Source organism: Telluria sp. PB2R4 (genome assembly GCF_059685695.1).
In genome coordinates this window covers 120953-140961 of sequence record NZ_JCASIC010000009.1, presented here as the reverse complement: position 1 = coordinate 140961, position 20009 = coordinate 120953, and the positions used below count along the sequence as shown (strand labels likewise).

Sequence of the window (20009 nt, the reverse complement as noted above, 5' to 3'; positions counted from 1 at the left end):
GGGCATGAACTCCGACGACATCTCACAGCGCACCCTGGCGCACTACAATCAGAACGCCGACGCCTTTTTCGCCGGCACCATCGACCACGACGTCAGCCAGAACATCGACGCCCTGCTCGGCGCGATCCAGGCCCCCGCGCCATGGACGATTCTCGACCTGGGATGCGGTCCGGGCCGCGACCTCAAGACATTCAGCGAACTCGGCCACAAAGCCATCGGCCTGGACGGCAGCAGCCGTTTCGCCGACATGGCGCGTGCCTACAGCGGCTGCGAGGTCTGGCACCAGGATTTCCTCCATCTCGACTTGCCGCCCGCCATGTTCGACGGCATCTTTGCCAACGCTTCGCTGTTCCATGTTCCCAGCGCGGAACTGCCAGGCGTGCTCGCCAGGCTCTTCGCTACCTTGAAACCCGGCGGCGTCCTGTTCAGCTCCAACCCGCGCGGCGACAACCGTGAAGGCTGGAACGGCCCGCGTTACGGCAGCTACCATGACTACGACACGTGGGAACGCTACCTCGGCACTGCAGGTTTTACTCCGCTGCATCATTACTACCGTCCCGCAGGCTTGCCGCGCGAACAGCAACCCTGGCTGGCCAGCGTCTGGCGCAAGCCGGTATGTTAATTGGCGAACAGAGCCCTTGGGATAACGCGCCTAAGGTGGGACCTCGCATCACAACCCAAGAGGTGACTGACATGAATGACGATCAAATCAAGGGCAAGGCCAAGGACATCGGCGGCAAGGTCCAGGAAAAGGTCGGCGAAGCCGTCGGCAACCGCCAGCAACAGCGTGAAGGGGTGTCCAACCAGGTCGAAGGCAAGGTGCAGGAAAAGGCCGGCGACGTGAAAGACATCGTCAAGGGCAACCGTTAGGGCCCTGAGAATCCATCAATGACCTGAAAAAGCCGCGCACTGCGCGGCTTTTTCGTTCCAGCATCACCGTTCAACTTCGCTTCTGCGTCGGCCTGTCGCCCAGCACATCCTCGATGTAGAGCATCTTGACCAGTACCGCCAGCGCAGCCGCAAGCGGGGTCGCCAGCGCCACCCCGGCAAAGCCGAACAGGGTGCCGAAAATCAGCTGCATCACAATCACGAGCGCAGGGGGGAGGTCGGCCGCCTTTGCCTCGATCAGGGGCTGCAGGCCATAGCCTTCGATCAGCTGGATGCCGATGAACAGCAGCACCGTGTACAGGGCCAGGTCGGGACTGATCGACAGCGCCAGCAGCACCGCGGGAATGCCCGCCATGATCGGGCCGAGGTAGGGAATGAAATCGAGCAGGCCGGCGATGATGCCGAGGATGAGCGCCAGCGGTACGCCCAGCAGGCTCAGGCCGATCGCCGTGGCGGCGCCGACGATCAGCATCGACGCGCCCTTGCCGAGCAGCCAGCTGGCCAGCGTATCTCCCAGTTCCTGCTGCACTTCGCGAGCCCGGCTGCGCTTACCTTTCGGAACGAGCCGGATGAAGCCGGTCGTGTAGGTATGCGGGCTGGCGGCGAAATAAATGCCGACGAACAGGATGATGACGACATTGCCCAGTGCGCCGAGGACGCCGCCGAAGAACAGGCCGGCGTTCGGCACCAGGTCGCCCATCTGCTTGACGATCTGCTCGGGCGGCGGCAATTCGGCGACGACGCGTTTCAGCAGTGGATGCTGCTCGACCTCCGACTTCAGCCGTTTGGCGGCTGCGGGAACCTCTTCGGCCAACTTGGTGGACTGCTCCGAAATCTGCGGCGCCATGGCCCAGCCCCCGATGCCGACGATTGCCAGTAATAGCAGCACCACGATGCCGAGCGCGAACTTGCGCTTGATGTGCAGGCGGCGCGCCGCGATGTCGCTCAGCTTGTAGAGCAGGATGGCGCACAGGATGCAGGCAAACACCAGCAGCAGGGCATCGGCAGCCAGCACAACGGCGGCCGCCAGCGCAATGAACAGGATCGCCAGGCCGTTGATCATCGACACACGCTTGGCGAGGCGTCGCTGAGTGGCAGGCGGGTCGGAAGCGTGGTCTGGATGTGGTTCGGTCATTGCGTCAGCCTTTCACGCGGCATGGTCATGTTGACAACAGATTAGCACCGCCATTGTTTTCTGGGCGCACACATGCTGACATTTGTGCAATGTGAGAACGCGAACAGAAGTGGCGTTCGCGTTTTCGTATTCTGTACCCAATGCATGGCCATCCGGACATGTGAACTCAAGGAGAAGACCATGATTAACAAAAACCAAGTTGAAGGCAAACTGAAGGAAATCGGTGGCAAGATCCAAGAAGAGTTTGGTGATGCGATCGACAGCCCGACCCAGGAAGCCAAGGGCAAGGCGACCAAAGTCGAAGGCAAGACGCAGAAGGCTGCCGGCGACGTCCAGGAACACGTGGAAGACAAGCTGGACAACGCTGCGCGCCGTCCGCACTGATTCGCTTTTCACGCTCTTGCGAACAGCCGCCTGCGCGCGGCTGTTCTGTTTTGGGACGCTGAAATGACACAGCCGCCCTCGGGCGGCTGTTTGCATTGGAAAAACCGCCGGCTTACTTCGCCGCCGTCCCGCCCAGGTGCTTCTTGTAGAAGGCCTCGATCATGCCGTACACATGGCGCTGGTTGACCTTGCCTGAAATGCCGTGCTTGGCGCCCGGATAGGTCATCAGTTCGAACTGCACGTTGCGCTTCACCAGCTCGTCGATCAGGCGCGTGGTGTTGGTGAACAGCACATTGTCATCGGCCATGCCGTGGATCAGGAGCAGGGGCGACTTCATGCCGTCCAGGTGCGCGAACACGCCGCTGCGCTTGTAGGCTTCCGGATCCGACTTCGGCGTGCCGCCGACGTAGCGCTCGGTGTAGTGGGTGTCGTACAGCGCCCAGTCGGTCACCGGGGCCACCGACACGCCCATCGCGATCTTGTCGGATGCCGCTGCCAGCAGGCGCAGCGTCATGAAGCCGCCGTAGCTCCAGCCGAACACGCCGATGCGCTTCGGATCGACAAAGCTCTGCTGCGCCAGCCAGTCGATGCCGGCCACCTGGTCTTCCACCTCGACCGAGCCGAGCTTGTTGTAGAGAGCGTCGGTGAAGGCGCGCTCGCGGCGGCCCGAGCCGCGGTTATCCAGGCGGAACACCACGAAGCCCTGCTGCGCCATGTACTGGTCAAAATAATTCCCCCAGGCGCGGGTCACGCGCTGCGAGTGCGGGCCGCCGTAAGTGAACAGGAACACCGGGTAGCGCTTGCTCGCGTCGAAACCGGCAGGCTTGATGATCGAATAATGCAGGGTCTGGCCATCCTTGGCCTTCATGCTGCCGTATTCGGTCGGCAGGTGGTCAGCGATGTACTTGCCGTAGGGGTGGTTCGCATTCAGCTCGTTCTTCTCGAGCCATTCCACCATGCTGCCGTCGGCGCGGCGAATCGACACCTGCGGCGGGGTCTTCGGGTTCGAGTAGGTGTCCACGAAGATCTTGCCGTTACTGGCGAAGGCAGCGTCGTGCCAGCCGTCGCCGGTCGTGATGCGGTCCGGCTTGCCGGCGTTGCTGCCGTCCAGCTTGAGCGCATAGGTCTGCTTGTCGATGATCGCATCCTTGCCCGACGAGATGTACACCTTGCCGCCGGCTTCGTCGACCGCCAGGATGTTGTCCACGCCCCATTCGCCTTGCGACAGTGGGAACTGCAGCTTGCCGTCCAGGCCATACAGGTAGAGGTGCTTGCGGCCGCTGCGCTCCGAGGCCCAGATGAAGGCCTTCTTGTTCTTCAGGAAACGCAGGTCGTTATGGATCTCGACCCAGGTCTTCGAGGTTTCAGTCAAGAGCGGGCGCTGGGCCAGGGTGTCGACGTCCACGGCCACCAGGTCGAGGCGCTTCTGGTCGCGCGTCTGGCGCTGGTAGACCAGGGTCCTGGCGTCGGCGCTGAAGTCGGCGCGCACCAGGTAGATGTCCTTATCAAGGCCCAGGTCGACCTTGCGCTGCTGGCCGGTGGCCGGATTCACGATCATCAGCTCGATCAGCACGTTCGGATCGCCCGCGGCCGGGTAGTGCTGGTCGATCACTTCGGTGCGGTCGGCGAAGATCTCGAAGCGGCGCACCACCGGCACCGGCGCTTCGTCATAGCGGCGGTAGGCGATCGCGGAATCGTCCGGCGCCCAGTAGTAGCCGGTGTGCTGGTCCATCTCTTCCTGCGCGACGAATTCGGCTTCGCCGTTGTGGATCGTGCCCTTGCCGTCCGTGGTCAGCTGGCGCTCGGCGCCGGTCTGCAGGTCGATCACGACCAGGTTCTGGTTGCGCACGAAGGAAACGTAGCGGCCCTTCGGCGAAATCTTCGGGTCGGTGACGTTACCCGAGGCCACCTTGCGCGGCGCGTCCGGTTTCGCGGCATCGACCAGGAACAGGTCGCCACCGATCGGCACCAGCAGTTGCTTGCCGTCCGGCGACCAGAAATACGTCAGGATGCCCGACAGGCCGGCGGTACGGGCGCGCTCGCGGCGCGCCTTTTCTTCGAGCGACAGCTCTTCGTTCGGCACCAGGCGCTTGGAATCGACCAGGCGCTGGGTGCTCTTGGTCTTCATGTTGTATTCCCACAGGTCCTGCTGGTACTGGTTGTCGCTGCGGCCGCGCAGGAAGGTGACGCGTTCGCCGTCCGGCGACACGCGCAGGTTCTTGACGCTGGCGCCGGCCAGGGCCGGGTCGCCGTAGATACGGTCCAGCGTCAGGCGTTCAGCCGAGGCGGGAGCGGCCGCCAGGGCGGCGAGTAGGAGCAGAAAAGGGCGCATGAAATGTCTCTGGTATAAGTTAATTTACGACAACGGCGGAACGATACCAGAGTCAGCCTCCAAAAGCTGTAATTACGTCGCCAAGACAGGCTGCTTTCCCCCTTCGCGAATGCGCTGGCGCGCCAGCTTCTCGAACGACCAGGTCAGCAGCACCGCCGCCACCGTCAGCGCCACCACCAGCCCGATCCAGAAACCGGTGGTCGACATCGGCGCGCTTGGGGTCCACGGGAACCAGGCGGGCGCCAAGCCCAGGATGCAGCCGAGCGGCAGCGACACGCCCCAGAACGCGAGCAGCTGGATGATCATCGGCGGGCGCGTCACCTGGTAGCCGCGGATCGCGGAAGCGGTGGCCACCTGGGTTGCGTCGGACAGCTGGAACAAGGCCGCGAACAGCAGCAGGTGGGCGCAGGCGGCCTGCACCGCGGGGTCGGAGGTATAGGCCGCAGCGATCTCCCAGCGGAAGATGGCGATGAACAGCGCCGACAGCGCGCCGAACACCACCGACATGCCCACGCCGACCCAGCCGACGAAGCGGGCGCGCGTCGGATCGCCTTCGCCCATGGCCTGGCCAACGCGGGTCATCATGCCGATCGAGAAGCTGAGCGGCACCATGAACACCAGCGACGCAAAATTGAGCGCGATCTGGTGCGAGGACACCGCCACCACGCCGAAGCGCGCCACCAGCAGGCTGATCAAACCAAAAGCGGAGACCTCGGCGAAATAGGTGACGCCGATCGGCAGGCCGAGGCGCAGCATCGCGCCGATTTCTTTCCGATCCGGTCCTTCCCATCCGGTGAAGGGATAGGTCATGCGGTAGGCAGGCGCCACCTTGATCCAGAAGATCATGGCGCCCAGCATCAGCCACATGCCCGCTGCCGTCGCGACCGCGCAGCCGACCGCGCCGAGTTGTGGGAAGCCCAGCTTGCCATACACCAGTACCCAGTTACCGAAGACGTTGAAGAGGAAGCCGATGATGGCGATCCACATGATCGGCTTGGTCTGGTTGATGCTCGTGCTGTAGCCGTATAGGGCGCGAAAGCAGGCGAAGGCGGGCATGCCGATACTGACCACGTGCAAGTACATGGCGGCGCGATCCGCCACTTGCCGGTCGAGTCCGACGTGATCGAACAAGAGCGTACACAGGTTGGCGAACAGGCAGGCCACCAGGCCGACCAGCAGGCCTTTCCATAGCGCCTGGCGCACCGAATGCGGGATCTGGTCGTAGCGCGCCGCGCCGATCTCGTGGGCGACCACGGTGTTGATCGCCATCATCGTGCCCATCACGGTGACCAGCACGATCGACCACACCGAGGTGCCCAGCGAGACCGCGGCCAGCTCATCGGCGCTGACGTGGCCGGTCATCGCCACGTCCGCCACGCCCATGCCCACGGTGGCCAGCTGGCCGACCAGCATCGGCCAGGACAGGCGCCACAGGGTGGAAATCTCTTTGCGCACGGGCGAAGCGGTGCCGGAGGAGGCGGTAGCGGTGGTCATGACGGTCGCGGGTGATGCTGGAAAGTCCGCCATTTTACTGACTAAGTGGCAAGCCCGCGTCACCTGCGGCCTTCCCATGCATTCCGGGTAATTACTGCTCATCCGTTATTGATAGGCCGCAAGGTCTTGTGCGCAAAACTGCACGACCTTTAGAGCTTGGAGAGGAGAGCCTTATGGAAGAGCTGTTGCCCTACTACGAGCGTGAGCTGGTCTACCTGAACACGGTCGGACGCGAGCTGGCGCACCAGTATCCGCGCCTGGCGAGCGAACTGGGCCTGGGCGCCGAAGGGCTGGAAGACCCGCACATCCGCCGCCTGATCCAGGCTTGTGCCCTGCTCAACGCCCGCACGGCGCGCAAGCTGGACGACGACTATCCGGAATTCACCGAGGCGCTGCTCGGCAGCCTGTACCCGTACTTCCTGCAGGGCATCCCATCCTGCTCGATCGCCCGTTTCGGCAGCGGGCATGGCGCACAGCTGCCTGGCAAGTTCGAGCGGGTCGAGACGGTGCCGCGTGGCACCGAAATGAGCGCGCTCCACGGCAAGGGCACGGTCTGCCGCTTCCGCACCGCCAGTCCCCTGATGCTGGCGCCGGTCGGGATCGTGCGGGCGCGCTACGAGCCGGTGGTCCATGTGCCCGCGCAGGTGCGGCTGCCGGCGCGCGCCACCGGCCAGGTGGCGATCACGATCGAGAGCGCCGCGCCGGCACGCCTGCTGCGCCAGCTCGGCATGCCGCGCCTGCGCCTGTATGTGGATGCCGATCCGCTGCTGGCAGCAAGCCTGATCGACACCCTGTTCCTGCACGTCGGCACCAGCTACCTCGAGATCGGCGAGGGCGGGCCGTGGCGCCAGCTCGAGCGCTTGCCGCTGGCCCTCGGCGGTTTCGGCGACGACGACGCGCTGGTGCCGCTGCGCCCGAGCGAGCATGCCGCCTACCGGCTGCTGAGCGAGTACTTCGCTTTCCAGGAAAAGTTCCACTTCATCGACGTCGACCTCGGCAAGCTGGCGCCGATGCTGCCCGCGGCGGCGCAGCGCTTCACCCTGCACCTGATCGTGAATGGCTTGCACGGCGACAGCGGGGCCGCCCGCCTGCTGGGAACCCTGGAGGCGTCGCACCTGGTGCCCGGCTGCGCGCCGGTGGTCAACCTGTTCCACCAGGCTGCCATGCCGGTGCGCATCACGCACCGCACCGCCATGTACGACGTGATGCCGGGACGGCACGAAGAAGACGTGGAGGTCTACAGCATCGACACCGTGAACGTGCTGCGCACGGCGGAGGGCAGGGTGCAGTCGATCGCTTACCGGCCGTATTACGGCCTGCGCCATGGCGAAGGCGGCGAAGACAGCAGACTACGCGAGCGCTACTGGTTCGCGCGCCGCGACGACCGTGGCGTGCACCGCCACCGCATCAAGATCGGCTTCACCGATGCCGGCTTCAGCCTGGGCCCGGATGAACAGTGCGTGGCGTCGATCGATCTGACCTGTACCAACGGCGCACATGCGACGGGTGCCGGTTTCGGCGCGCCGGATGGCGATCTCACCAGCGAGACCGCCGCCGGCGGGCTGCCGATCCACCTGCTGCGCCGGCCGACGCTGCCGCACCGCTTTCCGTCCTCGGGTGGGGCGCACTGGCGCCTGGTGGCCCAGCTCGCGCTCAACCACCGTTCGCTGGGCGACATCGACGCATTCCGCGAAGTGCTGACCCTGTACGACGTGTCGCGCTCGGCGGCAACGCAGCGCCAGATCGCCGGCATCGCCGCGATGGAGACCCTGCCGTCCACGGCCTGGATGCGCAGCAAGATCGGCGCCTCGCTGGTCCACGGCCTCGAAGTACGCATGACGGTGGACGAAGAAGCCTTCGCGGGCAGCAGCCTGTATGTGTTTGCGGAAGTGGTGAACAGGTTCTTCGGCCTGTACGTGCACATCAACAGTTTCACGCGGCTGGTGGTGTGTTCGGCGCAGACCGACAGGGAGCTCCTGCGATGCGAGCCGCGCAACGGCAAGCTGACGCTGGTGTAGGCGTGGGAAACAGCGTGGGGAAAGGCGCGGGCGTGATCGAGCAGCTGCTGGCCGAGCCCTGGCGCTTCGAACTGTTCCAGGCCGTTCGCCTCCTGTCGCGCTGGCTGCGCCGTTACGGTGTCAGCCCTGACACCGCGATCCGCTTCGAGAACAGCCTGTCGCTGGCTTTTCCGGGCAGCGACATCGATGCACTGCAACTCGATACGGCCGGCGACGGCGCGATGCATCTGCGGGTGCGCACTGCGGTGATGGGCCTGCTCGGCGTGAACGGCGCGCTGCCGCTGCACTACACCGAGCGCATCGCCGCCTGGGAACACGCCACGCATGACGAAGGCGCGCGCGCCTTCTACGACGCGTTTTCGAGCCGCCAGGTGGCGCTGTTCTACCGCGCCTGGCGCAAGTACCGGGTGCGCGGCGGCCCGGACGAGCACAACCGCGACCGCTTCCTGGCCCAGCTCGCGGCGCTGGGCGGTGCGGGGTGGCAAAGACCTGAGCCGGCGCGGCAGAATGCGGGGGACGGCCTGGCCTATGAAAGCCTGGCTTACTTCAGCGCCCAGCTGCGCAGCCGGGTGGTGCCGGCCCACCTGATCGAAGGCGTGCTGGGCGAGTACCTGCAGGTGCCGGTCGCGGTGGAACAGTTCGCAGGCCGCTGGGACCCGCTCGGCACGGCCGACCGCAGCCGGCTGGGCGAGAACAACTGCGACGTCGGCCTGGGCGCCACCCTTGGCGAACGCCTGCTGCGCCCGGAACTCGGCATCCGCATCCGCGTCGGGCCGGTGCCGTCGCACGTGTTCGAGCGCTTCCTGCCGGGGGCAAGCGGCGCACGGGCGCTGGCGGCGCTGCTCGACCGTTTCGCGATCGAGGTGCCCTACCGCGAGCTGCAGGTCATCCTGCGCGGCGACCAGGTCGACGGCGCCAGCCTGGACGGCACGGCCCGGCTCGGTCTGGACGGCTTCCTGTGCACGCAGCCGGACCGGCGCGATCGCGACGACGTCTGCTACCTGCTGCCCTGACCGTCACCTCCGCCTGCCATCCGCGCGACGCCTGCCATGGCGGCGTCCTACAATCGAACCGACAAATGAACAAACCAGACAGGAGTGCGTATGGAAAATATTGTGAATGCAGGCGATCACCTGGACCTGGTGAGCGAGAAGGACCTGGTCGGCAGGCGGGTCGCCGTCCTGATGACCGACGGCGTGGAACAGGTCGAATACACCGAGCCGCGCCGCTTCCTCGAAGGCAAGGGTGTACGCGTGACGCTGATTTCGCCCAAGGGTGCGGGCGAGGCAGTGCAGGGCATGAACCACGACCAGCCGGGCGACACATTCAAGGTGGAACTGAGCCTGTCGCAGGCGAACGAATCCGACTTCGATGCGCTGCTGCTGCCGGGCGGCGAAGAGAACCCGAAGAAGCTGCGCCAGATTCCGGAGGCGATTGCCTTCATCAAGGCCTTCGATGACGCGGACAAGCCGATCGCGGCAATCTGCCACGGGCCGTGGCCGCTGATCGAGGCCGGGATTGCGGAATCGAAGCACCTGACCAGCTACCCGGCAATCCAGGACGACCTGAAGGCCGCCGGCGCGGAGTGGACCGATGACGAAGTGGTGGTGGACGGCAAGCTGATCACGAGCCGCAAGCCGGAGGATATTCCGGCGTTCAATGATGCATTGATGAAGGAGCTGATGGTGCTCCAGCAGGCGGGGGCGGATCCAGGGCCGACGTCGTAAGTCGGGAAGATGCAGTTCATCACAACGGTAGACATGACCGGCGGCTGACGCGATTGAGACGCGTCAGCGCGTCAGTCCCCGCAGTTGATTTGTTCCGCAATACACGTCGATTGTCTGGACCTGGCCCAGCGGCCAGAACCATACCTCGCGCGACAACCAGTAGGAGCCGGTTGACTCTCCATCAATCATTTCCGCACCGAATATGCCGACCCCAGCGATCGGTCGACACGATGGCGATATGCAGCACGTCGCCGCGAGCGCTGAATGCGACAGCAGGTCAATGAGGTGAAATGACAAAGCGCTGACAAATCAGAGGCTTCGTGAAGTTGGCGTAAAGAGCACAAGCGCTACGCGCTTGCTTGAATGGACGAATCGGAGAGGCCTTGCGCTTGCAAGCGCAAGGCCGCTACGCCGGCTCGCCGCGGTGCGGCGAGAAACCCCGGCTCCGCCCCGCGTCCGTGCCGGTCGAGGATCCGATTCCTGCGGCCCGAACGCAGTATTCAAAAACAAAGCCCGCCTGACTTGCGCCAAGCGGGCTTTATTTTTGAATACTGGTGGAGGCGGCGGGAATCGAACCCGCGTCCGCAAGCACTCTACAGACAGTTCTACATACTTAGCACTATCAATTAATTTAACCTGGACAACGGGGATGTGCACCCTTTGTACAAGCGAGTCACCTATTTTTTAACAGTCGACCAAGTGACCCGGCCTACTGCGAGCCCCTGTAAATGACTCTACTGCCTTGCGGCCACCCCAGGGGCGAGGTGTTGTAGAGCTAGCAGCAATTAAGCTGCGAGTGCGTACGAGTTATCGTTTGCAGTTATTGATTTCTGGATGTATTTACGAGGTAACCAGTCCTCGGTATGCCCTGCGCTGCTTCGCAACCCACGTCGAAACCAGGTCGCCCCCAACGAAAGAAACTTCATTGTACTCCAATTTGCCGGCAAGTGCAGCGTAACTGCCTGGACCGCGCTTCATGTCAAGTAGGCCAAGAAGATATGTGCCCGGCATGCCGAAATTGCAATATCATGTTTTGGCTACACCGTCCGCATCACGTCTTTCGACAAGGAATGGAAATGGTTTGTATCGTCTGCGGTAACACCCAAACGGCGGGGCTCGCATCGTGGCACGCGACCTGTTCGGCATGTCATTACGAAAGCGCGGCGCTTTCCGTCGCGATCAACAAGCACACCGAAGTACAGATCGACGAAGCCGGGCGCGAGGCCGCGCTCAAGGCCCTGCGGCTCGAGAACTTCCGCGCCATTGTCCAGTACGCAAGGCGGCATGTCCGGCCGGGCGCGCGCAGCCTGCTCGACGTGGGCAGTGCCCACGGCTGGTTCCTGGAAACCGCGCGCGCAGATTTCGAGGTGCTCGGGATCGAGCCCGACGCGGTGGTCGGGGGCCGTGCCGCAGCCCGCGGCCTGCCGGTACGGGCCGGTTTTTTTCCGGATGTACTGAAGGATGACGAACGTTTCGACGCGATCGTGTTCAACGACGTCATCGAGCATATCCCGGATATCCGCAGCGCCCTCGACGCCTGCGGCCGGCACCTGAATCCCGACGGCGTCCTGATCCTCAACCTGCCGAACAGCCGCGGCTTCTTTTACCGCGTCTCGAAGCTCAGCGCCCGCCTGGGCTGGCGCATGCCTTTCGAGCGGCTGTGGCAAAAAGACATGCCGTCGCCGCACGTGCATTACTTCAGTACCGGCAACCTGGCCAGGCTGGTAGCGCGCCACGGCTTCGAGCTGGTCGACAGCGCCGAGCTGCCGGCCCTGCGCGCCAAGGGCCTGCGCGAGCGGCTGAGCTATGCCGGCGATGTGCCACGGCTGGCGCTCTGGCTGCAATATCTGGCCGTCATGTGCGCGATTCCCGTACTGCGCATTTTTCCGAGCGACATCATCGTCGGCATTTTCCGAAAAAAAACCGCTGGCTGAGGGCCTGCGGTTTTTCGTGGAGAGAGTGATGACTGCTTAGCGGTTGCGGTTGGCGATCTCGTTGCCGAGCATGCCGCCGCCGATGATGCCGGCCACGGTAGCGAGCTTCTTGCCATTGCCGCCGCCGATCTGGTTGCCGATCAGGCCGCCGATCACGGCGCCGGTGCCGATGCCGACATAGTTGGGCTGGGCGGGCGCCGGTGCCGGCTGCTGGTAATAGCGCGGCGCGCTCGGCTTGGCGTGCACCACCCGGGTCTTCTCGACCACTTTCACCACCGGCTTTTCACGAATTACTTCCTTGATCACGACCGGCGCTGGAGCCGGCTGAGCGTAGGCGACTGGCTGGGCGTAGGCGACTGGCATCATCTGCGGACCGGCTGCCAGCTGGCTCGCCAGTTGCGGCGTCACCGGAGTCGCCGACAGTGGGGTGGTGGCCTGACCCTGAACTGCGGCGGCCGGCACCAACACAACCTGGCCTTGCGCAGTAGTCACCGGCACAAGGCTCGGCTGTTGCAGCGCTGGCTGTTGCATCGGCTGCTGCAGTGCGTAGGGCGAAGCGGCTGCCAGGTGGGCGGACGGCAGGCTTGGCTCGCTGTTCGAGTTCGGCAGCATGCCGGAGATCGCGGCGGCGCCGGTGAGGCTGACAATCACGACCGACACGGCGGCAGCGGCCATCAGGGGATGAATGCGCGAGGTGATGACGTTCTGGCGGGTAGTTTCCATGTTCTGCTCCGTAAAAGACGTTGTGTTGTCGTATGGGAGTAGATTACCGGCGAGTCCGGTACAGAACTAGACGGAAGCCTGTATCAATCGTAAAGACTTGTAAGCAGGAGAGCGCTCCGGCGGCCAGCCGGAGCGCGAGGGGCCTCAGGCAGCCGACCTCGCCGCGCGTGCGCTTTCCACCACGGTGCGCAGGGTTTGCAGCAGGTCGGTCGGGGTATCGAGCAGGTAATCGGCGCCCCAGGTGGACGGTTCGATGGCGCCGCAATAGCCCCAGTTGCAGGCCACCGTCACCATGCCCGCGGCGTGGCCTGCTTCGACGTCGCGCTTGTCGTCGCCCACGTACCAGCAGTGCTCCGGATCGACGCCGAGGCGGCGTGCGCCTTCGAGCAGGGGGGCAGGGTGGGGCTTCGGGAAGCCGGTGGTGTCGCCCGACACCACGCAGCCCGCATGCGACAGGCCGATCTGCGGAATCAGCGGATCGGTGAAGCGTGCCGGCTTGTTGGTGACGATGCCCCAGGCCATGCCCGCCTGTTCGATCCCGACCAGCAGTTCGGTGATGCCGCCAAACAGCGAGCTGTGCACCGCCATGGTTTCCTGGTAGCGGTCGAACCACTGCAGGCGCAGTTCTTCGTAGCCCTCGTCGCCCGGCGCCAGTCCGAAGGCCGCGCCGATCATGCCGCGCGCACCGGCGGAGGCGGTGGGGCGCAGCACCGAATACGGGGTCGGCGGCAGGCCGCGCTCGGTGCGCAGCCAGTTGACGGCCGCCGCGAGGTCGGGCGCGGTGTCGGCCAGCGTGCCATCGAGGTCGAACAGGATGGCACGCGGTGCCGGCAGGACGGTCGGGAGAGTCATGGAAAGAGTCGGTCAGGGCGCGAGGTTCAAAGCGGCTTGGTGCACGCCACCATGTAATTCACATCGGTGTCGTTGTTGAGCGAGTAGATCTTGGTGAGCGGATTGTAAGTCAGGCCTTTGAGGCCGTCGACCTGCAGGCCCGCCAGCCGTGCGAACTGCGACAGCTCGGCCGGCGTGATGAATTTGGCGTAGTCGTGGGTTCCGCGCGGCAGCATGCGCAGGATATATTCCGCGCCGATGACGGCGAACAGGTAGGACTTCGGATTGCGGTTGAGCGTCGAGAAGAACACGTGGCCGCCCGGCTTCACCAGGGTGGCCGCGGCCTGCACGATCGAGGCCGGGTCCGGCACGTGCTCGAGCATTTCCATGCAGGTGACGACGTCGAACTGGCCGGCTTCCTCCGCCGCCATTTCTTCGGCCGCGATGTGCTTGTAGCGCACCTCCACGCCCGATTCCAGGCTGTGCAGGTCGGCGACCTTCAGCGCCTTCTTCGACAGGTCGATGCCGGTCACCTTGGCGCCCTTGCGCGCCATGGCTTCGGACAGCACGCCGCCGCCGCAGCCGATGTCGATCACGTTCTTGCCCAGCAGCGGGGCGCGGGCGTTGATCCACTCGAGGCGCAGCGGATTGATTTCATGCAGCGGGCGGAATTCGGACGTCGGATCCCACCAGCGGTGGGCCAGCTCGCTGAATTTCTGGATTTCTAATGGATCTGCGTTCGTAGTCATACGCGGATGATACTGGAAATGAGGATGTTCACGGAATGCCGCACGGAAAATATGTAATGGCCTGCTCAAGCATCACGCTAGCGCCTGCACTCGCCAAACACGAAAAAAAACCCCGCCGCAGCGGGGTTCCTTGGGCAACAAGGCTTATTTGTTGACGGTACGGGTACCGACGACTTCGATTTCCACGCGGCGGTTCTTGGCGCGTCCAGCCGAGCTCTTGTTGTCGGCTTCCGGCTGCTTCTCGCCCTTGCCTTCGGTGTAGATGCGGTTTTCTTCCACGCCCTTACCCTTCAGGTAGGCCTTGACGGCTTCGGCGCGGCGGATCGACAGCTTCTGGTTGTAGGCATCGGTGCCGATCGAGTCGGTGTGGCCGACGGCGATGATGACTTCCAGGTTCATGTCGCCCAGCTTCGAGACCAGGTCGTCGAGCGCTGCCTTGCCGGCCGGCTTCAGGACGGCCTTGTCGAAGTCGAAGAAGGCGTCAGCCGAGTAGGACACTTTTTCCGAGGTCGGGACCGGGGCCGGCGCCGGGGCCGGTGCCGGGGCAGGCGCCTCGACCACTGGCGGCGGCGGGGGCGGCGGAGCGACGCACTTGCCGTTTTCCAGCTTCTCTGGCGGCACGCACAACGGCGCGTCGCAGCCCGGGACAGCGTCTGCCGGGGTCCAGTACCCGGTGCGCCAGCACAGGCCGAAAGGATTGCGGGCGATCACGCCGCGGCTGTCCTGCACATAGGCGCTGTATGGGGTACGCGCCTGGATGTCGGTGGTCAGCGGTGCATACGGCGCATCGCTCTGGGCATGGACGTTGCCCGCGATCGCGGCGATAGCAGCGAACACGACGGTTACCAGTTTATTCATATTCTTTTTCCTTTCGGGTAAGTGCCTAGCCAAACTCAGCGGGGCCGTTGTAGTCAAGATACTAACACGTCCAGGGAAGGGGGCCGATCCCGCATTGTGAAACAAACAATTAATTTCCTGTCCATTTTGCCACACGCACCAAAAACGCACGACTGCGCCTAAATCAAATGCAATGCATATTTTTCCTGACGTTGTTTAAGCGCAACATTTGGGTGGGCGTACTGGGCCGGCATCGAGAATCGTGGAAGGGTCAGCCTCAAGAAACGGAATTGTGCTGGTGCCAAGTAGCCCATGGTAGAATCGTCCGTTGTACTCAAGGGAACCCCCAAAACCTGCTGCGCGTTGCATCGTCGGCTTCCGGTGCTCGCTGTACTTCTCGTACAGCTCCGCGCCTCAGCCAACGCTGCTGCCGCTCGCGACGGTTTTCGAGGTCCCCTCAATAATCATTAGCCTGAAAGCAGTCGACCCGCCCAATGGATCAATTCGCAAAAGAAACAGTTCCCATTTCCCTAGAAGAAGAAATGCGCAAGAGCTACCTCGACTACGCGATGAGCGTGATCGTGGGCCGTGCTCTGCCGGACGTGCGCGACGGCCTCAAGCCGGTGCACCGCCGCGTGCTGTACTCCATGCACGAGAGTAATTACGCGCATAACCGTCCGTACGTGAAATGCGCGCGCGTGGTCGGCGACACCATGGGTAAGTACCACCCGCACGGCGACTCGTCGATCTACGACACGCTGGTGCGCATGGCGCAGGACTTCTCGCTGCGCTATACCCTGGTCGACGGCCAGGGCAACTTCGGCTCGATCGACGGCGACTCCGCCGCGGCGATGCGTTACACCGAGTGCCGCCTGGACAAGATCGCCAGCGAGCTGCTGGCCGACATCGACAAGGACACCGTCGACTACCAGCCGAACTATGACGGCAAGGAAAAAGAACCGACCGTCCTGCCGACCAAGATCCCGAACCTGCTCATCAACGGTTCCTCGGGCATCGCGGTGGGCATGGCCACCAATATCCCGCCGCACAACCTGTCCGAAGTCATCAACGGCGCCCAGCACCTGCTGCGCAACCCGGACTGCACGATCGACGAGCTGATCGAGCTGATCCCGGCGCCGGACTTCCCGACCGCTGGCATCATCTACGGCGTCTCGGGCGTGCGCGACGGTTACCGCACCGGCCGCGGCCGCGTGGTGATGCGCGCCAAGACCCACTTCGAGGAATACGGCAAGGACGGCGGCCGCGTCGCGATCATCATCGACGAGCTCCCGTACCAGGTGAACAAGAAGTCGCTGCTCGAGCGCATCGCCGAGAACGTGCGCGAGAAGAAGCTGGAAGGCATCAGCGACATCCGCGACGAGTCCGACAAGTCGGGCATGCGCGTGGTGATCGAACTGAAGCGTGGCGAAGTGCCGGAAGTGGTGCTGAACAACCTGTACAAGCAGACCCAGCTGCAGGATACCTTCGGCATGAACATGGTGGCGCTGGTCAATGGCCAGCCGAAGCTGCTGAACCTCAAGCAGATGCTCGAGTGCTTCCTGTCGCACCGTCGCGAAGTGGTCACCCGCCGCACCGTGTTCGAGCTGCGCAAGGCGCGCGAGCGCGGCCACATGCTGGAAGGCCTGGCCGTGGCACTGGCCAACATCGACGACTTTATCGCGATCATCAAGGCCGCGCCGACGCCGCCGATCGCCAAGGTCGAGCTGATGCAGAAAGCCTGGGATTCGTCCTTGGTGCGCGAGATGCTGAACCGTACCGAGATGGGTGCGTCCGGCGGTATCGAGGCATTCCGCCCGGAGCACCTGCCGAAGCACTACGGCATGCAGCAGGACGGCCTGTACAAGCTGTCCGACGAGCAGGCCCAGGAAATCCTGCAGATGCGCCTGCAGCGCCTGACGGGTCTCGAGCAGGACAAGATCATCAACGAGTACAAGGAAGTGATGGACCACATCGCCGACCTGCTCGACATCCTGTCCAAGCCGGAGCGCGTCACCACCATCATCAGCGACGAGATGGTGCAGATCAAGACCGACTATGCAGACAACGGCAAGGACACCCGCCGCTCGGTCATCGAACACAATGCCAGCGACCTCGAAACCGAAGACCTGATCACCCCGCAGGACATGGTGGTCACGCTGTCGCACACCGGCTACATGAAGTCGCAGCCGATCGCCGAATACCGCGCCCAGAAGCGCGGCGGCCGCGGCAAGCAGGCGATGGCGACCAAGGACGAAGACTGGATCGACCAGCTGTTCATCGCCAACACCCACGACTACATGCTGTGCTTCTCGAACCGCGGCCGGATGTACTGGCTGAAGGTGTGGGAAGTGCCGCAGGGTTCGCGCAACTCGCGCGGCAAGCCGATCGTCAACATGTTCCCGCTGCAGGACGGCGAGAAGATCACCGTGATCCTGCCGCTGTCGGGCGAGAACCGCACCTTCCCGGAAGACCACTACGTGTTCATGGCGACCTCGCTGGGCACGGTCAAGAAGACGCCGCTGCGCGACTTCAGCAACCCGCGCAAGGCCGGCATCATCGCGGTCGACCTCGACGATGGCGACGTGCTGGTGGGCGCCGCACTGACCGACGGCCAGCACGACGTGATGCTGTTCTCGGACGGCGGCAAGGCGGTGCGCTTCGACGAGAACGACGTGCGTCCGATGGGCCGCACCGCGCGCGGCGTGCGCGGCATGAACCTGGAAGAAGGGCAGCAGGTCATCGCCCTGCTGGTGGCCGAGAACGAGCAGCAGTCGGTGCTCACGGCCACCGAGAACGGCTTCGGCAAGCGTACCCCGATCACGGAGTACACCCGCCACGGCCGCGGCACCAAGGGCATGATCGCGATCCAGACCTCCGAGCGTAATGGCAAGGTGGTGGCCGCGACCCTGGTCGACACCACCGACGAGATCATGCTGATCACGACCGGCGGCGTCTTGATCCGCACCCGCGTGTCCGAGATCCGCGAGATGGGCCGTGCGACCCAGGGCGTGACCCTGATCGCGGTGGAAGACGGCACCAAGCTGTCCGGCCTGCAACGCATCGTCGAGACCGACCTGGAAGAGGTCGAGATCGAACAGGCGCCGCAGTAAGCTACCCGACGGGCCGCCCTTGCGCGGCCCGTTTTTTTTGGAAGACCGCATGAAGAAGTTCGTCCTCGCCCTGGCCACCGCCGCCGCTTTCGCGGTCCCCTCGTTTGCCTCGGCTGCGCCGGGCGCCGATCCGCAGGCCACCGCCGCCGTCAAGGCCATGTTCGATGCGATCGACATGCACGAGACCTTGTCCGCCAGCTTCGCGGAAATGCAGAAGACGATGCCGGCCATGATGCGCCAGCAGATCGCCGCCATGATTCAGGCTGATCCGCAGCTGAACGAGGCACAGAAGAAGGAAGCCATGGCGCGGATGGAGCGCCTGCTGCCGGGCATGATCGGGGCGATGGCCAAGACCTTCAGCGATCCGACCCTGATCGATGCGATGATCGTGGAGATGACGCCGCTGTACACCAATAACTACACGGTCGACGAGATCAGGCAGCTGACGGCCTTCTACCAGACGCCGCTTGGCCGCAAAATGATGACGCTCACGCCGCGGCTGTCGTCTGAAAGCATGGCGGTTGGCCAGCGTATCATGATGCCGCGGATCGGCAAGATGATGCAGAACCTGATGCAGGAACTGCAGAAACAGTAACGGAGAAAGGACCGCATGACGACCCAGGTATTCAATTTTTCGGCCGGCCCGGCCGTCCTCCCGAAGGAAGTGCTGCAGCAGGCCGCCAGCGAGATGCTGGACTGGCACGGCAGCGGCATGTCGGTCATGGAGATGAGCCACCGCGGTCCGGAATTCATCTCCATCTACAAGCAGGCCGAAGCCGACCTGCGCGAGCTGCTGGCGGTGCCGCCCAACTACAAGATTTTGTTCATGCAGGGCGGGGGACTGGGCCAGAACGCCATCATCCCGATGAACCTGGCCGGATGCTGCGCCCAGCCCGCCACGATCGATTTCGTCCACACCGGTTCGTGGTCGGGCAAGTCGATCAAGGAGGCGAAGCGCTACGCGCACGCCAACGTGGCGGCCAGCAGCGAAACGACCGGCTTCACCGGCGTACCGCCGCAGGCTGCGTGGAACCTGAGCCCCGGCGCCGCCTATCTGCACATCTGCACCAACGAAACCATCGACGGCGTCGAGTACAACTTCGTGCCCGAGGTCGATCCGCGCCTGCCGATCGTGGCCGACATGTCCTCGCACATCCTGTCGCGGCAAATCGACGTGTCGAAATATGGCGTGATCTTCGCCGGCGCCCAGAAGAACATCGGTCCGGCCGGGCTCACCCTGGTGATCGTGCGCGACGACCTGCTGGACGACGCACTGCCGATCTGCCCGTCGGCCTTCCACTTCAAGACCCTGGCCGAGCACGACTCGATGTACAACACGCCGCCGACCTACGCGATCTACATCGCCGGACTGGTGTTCGCCCACCTCAAGCAGCAGGGTGGGGTGGCGGCGATGGAGCAGCGTAATATTGAAAAAGCGCGCCTGCTGTATGCGGCGCTGGACGCGGACGACTTCTACCAGAATCGCGTCTCGCACGAATTCCGTTCGCGCATGAACGTACCGTTCTTCCTGCGCGACGAATCCCTGAACGACAAATTCCTGGCCGGCGCTAAAGCGCGCGGGCTGCTGCAACTGAAGGGCCACAAGTCCGTCGGCGGCATGCGGGCATCGATCTACAACGCGATGCCGCTCGAGGGTGTGCAGGCCCTCGTCGATTATTTGAACGAATTCGCAGGCCGTTGATCATGTGTTCAACCGGCCGGCGCGGCAACGCATCGGCCGGTTGAACGCGTGGGCGGGGACCCGCCCACCCTACGAAAACCACGGTAACGTAGGGTGGGCAGGTATCCTGCCCACGCGTTCAACAGAAGCATGGACAGCCGCGAAT

General features: G+C 64.0%; 17 protein-coding genes and 1 other RNA gene. 10 read left to right on the top strand and 8 right to left on the bottom strand.

The features are described 5' to 3' along the window. Positions 1-4: 4 nt before the first annotated feature. Positions 5-622: a class I SAM-dependent methyltransferase gene (locus AC56LU_RS16105; RefSeq protein WP_497176624.1), complete on the top strand. Its 618-nt coding sequence runs from the start codon at positions 5-7 to the stop codon at positions 620-622. Between the two features lie 71 nt (positions 623-693). Continuing rightward, positions 694-870 (top strand): CsbD family protein, encoded by a 177-nt coding sequence (locus AC56LU_RS16100; RefSeq protein ID WP_497176623.1) that lies wholly within the window; start codon positions 694-696, stop codon positions 868-870. A 70-nt stretch (positions 871-940) separates the two neighbouring features. On the opposite strand, the gene AC56LU_RS16095 is transcribed toward AC56LU_RS16100, so the two are convergent. Further along, on the bottom strand, positions 941-2023 hold the full coding sequence (locus AC56LU_RS16095; protein WP_497176622.1) for an AI-2E family transporter: 1083 nt from the start codon (positions 2021-2023) through the stop codon (positions 941-943). A gap of 180 nt (positions 2024-2203) precedes the next feature. Here AC56LU_RS16095 and AC56LU_RS16090 point away from each other — a divergent pair, with 180 nt between their 5' ends. Continuing rightward, positions 2204-2407, top strand: a complete 204-nt coding sequence (locus AC56LU_RS16090; RefSeq protein ID WP_497176621.1) for a CsbD family protein — start codon at positions 2204-2206, stop codon at positions 2405-2407. Between the two features lie 112 nt (positions 2408-2519). On the opposite strand, the gene AC56LU_RS16085 is transcribed toward AC56LU_RS16090, so the two are convergent. Both AC56LU_RS16085 and AC56LU_RS16080 read right to left on the bottom strand, forming a co-directional pair. Beyond that, entirely contained in the window at positions 2520-4739 is a 2220-nt protein-coding gene (locus tag AC56LU_RS16085) for a S9 family peptidase (protein ID WP_497176620.1), read from the bottom strand. A gap of 72 nt (positions 4740-4811) precedes the next feature. Beyond that, on the bottom strand, positions 4812-6233 hold the full coding sequence (locus tag AC56LU_RS16080) for an MATE family efflux transporter (RefSeq protein WP_497176619.1): 1422 nt from the start codon (positions 6231-6233) through the stop codon (positions 4812-4814). 173 nt (positions 6234-6406) lie between these two features. Between AC56LU_RS16080 and tssF the strand changes: the two genes are divergently transcribed. The 3 genes from tssF to AC56LU_RS16065 all read left to right on the top strand — a co-directional run bounded on the left by tssF (position 6407) and on the right by AC56LU_RS16065 (position 9978). Next, entirely contained in the window at positions 6407-8251 is a 1845-nt protein-coding gene (gene tssF, locus AC56LU_RS16075) for a type VI secretion system baseplate subunit TssF (RefSeq protein WP_497176618.1), read from the top strand. 2 nt (positions 8252-8253) lie between these two features. Beyond that, positions 8254-9264: a type VI secretion system baseplate subunit TssG gene (gene tssG, locus AC56LU_RS16070; RefSeq protein WP_497176617.1), complete on the top strand. Its 1011-nt coding sequence runs from the start codon at positions 8254-8256 to the stop codon at positions 9262-9264. A gap of 90 nt (positions 9265-9354) precedes the next feature. Further along, positions 9355-9978 carry a type 1 glutamine amidotransferase domain-containing protein gene (locus AC56LU_RS16065; RefSeq protein ID WP_497176616.1) on the top strand — a complete coding sequence of 208 codons (624 nt, stop codon included), beginning with the start codon at positions 9355-9357 and terminating at the stop codon, positions 9976-9978. A gap of 552 nt (positions 9979-10530) precedes the next feature. Here the strand turns inward: AC56LU_RS16065 and ssrA are convergent. Further along, positions 10531-10887, bottom strand: a transfer-messenger RNA (tmRNA) gene (gene ssrA / locus AC56LU_RS16060). A gap of 167 nt (positions 10888-11054) precedes the next feature. On the opposite strand from ssrA, the gene AC56LU_RS16055 reads away from it, so the two are divergent. Further along, the gene (locus tag AC56LU_RS16055) at positions 11055-11912 is read left to right on the top strand and encodes a class I SAM-dependent methyltransferase (protein ID WP_497176615.1); all 858 of its coding nucleotides are present in this window, start codon (positions 11055-11057) and stop codon (positions 11910-11912) included. A 36-nt stretch (positions 11913-11948) separates the two neighbouring features. On the opposite strand, the gene AC56LU_RS16050 is transcribed toward AC56LU_RS16055, so the two are convergent. The 4 genes from AC56LU_RS16050 to ompA all read right to left on the bottom strand — a co-directional run bounded on the left by AC56LU_RS16050 (position 11949) and on the right by ompA (position 15073). After that, a complete protein-coding gene (locus AC56LU_RS16050; protein WP_497176614.1) occupies positions 11949-12635 on the bottom strand; it encodes a glycine zipper 2TM domain-containing protein in 687 nt (228 codons plus the stop codon). Positions 12636-12779: 144 nt separating this feature from the next. After that, complete coding sequence (locus AC56LU_RS16045) at positions 12780-13487, bottom strand: HAD family hydrolase (RefSeq protein ID WP_497176613.1); 708 nt, start codon at positions 13485-13487, stop codon at positions 12780-12782. Between the two features lie 26 nt (positions 13488-13513). Beyond that, entirely contained in the window at positions 13514-14215 is a 702-nt protein-coding gene (gene ubiG, locus AC56LU_RS16040) for a bifunctional 2-polyprenyl-6-hydroxyphenol methylase/3-demethylubiquinol 3-O-methyltransferase UbiG (protein ID WP_497176612.1), read from the bottom strand. A 144-nt stretch (positions 14216-14359) separates the two neighbouring features. Beyond that, a complete protein-coding gene (ompA, locus tag AC56LU_RS16035; RefSeq protein ID WP_497176611.1) occupies positions 14360-15073 on the bottom strand; it encodes an outer membrane protein OmpA in 714 nt (237 codons plus the stop codon). Positions 15074-15546: 473 nt separating this feature from the next. Here ompA and gyrA point away from each other — a divergent pair, with 473 nt between their 5' ends. Genes gyrA through serC form a run of 3 tightly spaced genes read left to right on the top strand, consistent with a single transcriptional unit; the run spans position 15547 to position 19864 of the window. Beyond that, positions 15547-18162, top strand: coding sequence for a DNA gyrase subunit A (gyrA, locus tag AC56LU_RS16030; RefSeq protein ID WP_497176610.1), 2616 nt, complete (start codon positions 15547-15549; stop codon positions 18160-18162). A 49-nt stretch (positions 18163-18211) separates the two neighbouring features. Continuing rightward, positions 18212-18757: a DUF2059 domain-containing protein gene (locus AC56LU_RS16025; RefSeq protein WP_497176609.1), complete on the top strand. Its 546-nt coding sequence runs from the start codon at positions 18212-18214 to the stop codon at positions 18755-18757. A 15-nt stretch (positions 18758-18772) separates the two neighbouring features. Next, a complete protein-coding gene (gene serC, locus AC56LU_RS16020) occupies positions 18773-19864 on the top strand; it encodes a 3-phosphoserine/phosphohydroxythreonine transaminase (RefSeq protein WP_497176608.1) in 1092 nt (363 codons plus the stop codon). Positions 19865-20009 lie beyond the last annotated feature (145 nt).

What these genes read in the sequence shown, in the direction of transcription:
- AC56LU_RS16065 (WP_497176616.1), top strand. Translation starts at nt 9,355, where the DNA reads ATGGAAAATATTGTGAATGCAGGCGATCACCTGGACCTGGTGAGCGAG.
- AC56LU_RS16090 (WP_497176621.1), top strand. Translation starts at nt 2,204, where the DNA reads ATGATTAACAAAAACCAAGTTGAAGGCAAACTGAAGGAAATCGGTGGC.
- AC56LU_RS16080 (WP_497176619.1), bottom strand. Translation starts at nt 6,233, where the DNA reads ATGACCACCGCTACCGCCTCCTCCGGCACCGCTTCGCCCGTGCGCAAA.
- AC56LU_RS16055 (WP_497176615.1), top strand. Translation starts at nt 11,055, where the DNA reads ATGGTTTGTATCGTCTGCGGTAACACCCAAACGGCGGGGCTCGCATCG.
- AC56LU_RS16095 (WP_497176622.1), bottom strand. Translation starts at nt 2,023, where the DNA reads ATGACCGAACCACATCCAGACCACGCTTCCGACCCGCCTGCCACTCAG.
- AC56LU_RS16100 (WP_497176623.1), top strand. Translation starts at nt 694, where the DNA reads ATGAATGACGATCAAATCAAGGGCAAGGCCAAGGACATCGGCGGCAAG.
- AC56LU_RS16045 (WP_497176613.1), bottom strand. Translation starts at nt 13,487, where the DNA reads ATGACTCTCCCGACCGTCCTGCCGGCACCGCGTGCCATCCTGTTCGAC.
- AC56LU_RS16085 (WP_497176620.1), bottom strand. Translation starts at nt 4,739, where the DNA reads ATGCGCCCTTTTCTGCTCCTACTCGCCGCCCTGGCGGCCGCTCCCGCC.
- ubiG (WP_497176612.1), bottom strand. Translation starts at nt 14,215, where the DNA reads ATGACTACGAACGCAGATCCATTAGAAATCCAGAAATTCAGCGAGCTG.
- AC56LU_RS16050 (WP_497176614.1), bottom strand. Translation starts at nt 12,635, where the DNA reads ATGGAAACTACCCGCCAGAACGTCATCACCTCGCGCATTCATCCCCTG.
- tssF (WP_497176618.1), top strand. Translation starts at nt 6,407, where the DNA reads ATGGAAGAGCTGTTGCCCTACTACGAGCGTGAGCTGGTCTACCTGAAC.
- AC56LU_RS16105 (WP_497176624.1), top strand. Translation starts at nt 5, where the DNA reads ATGAACTCCGACGACATCTCACAGCGCACCCTGGCGCACTACAATCAG.
- serC (WP_497176608.1), top strand. Translation starts at nt 18,773, where the DNA reads ATGACGACCCAGGTATTCAATTTTTCGGCCGGCCCGGCCGTCCTCCCG.
- ompA (WP_497176611.1), bottom strand. Translation starts at nt 15,073, where the DNA reads ATGAATAAACTGGTAACCGTCGTGTTCGCTGCTATCGCCGCGATCGCG.
- AC56LU_RS16025 (WP_497176609.1), top strand. Translation starts at nt 18,212, where the DNA reads ATGAAGAAGTTCGTCCTCGCCCTGGCCACCGCCGCCGCTTTCGCGGTC.
- gyrA (WP_497176610.1), top strand. Translation starts at nt 15,547, where the DNA reads ATGGATCAATTCGCAAAAGAAACAGTTCCCATTTCCCTAGAAGAAGAA.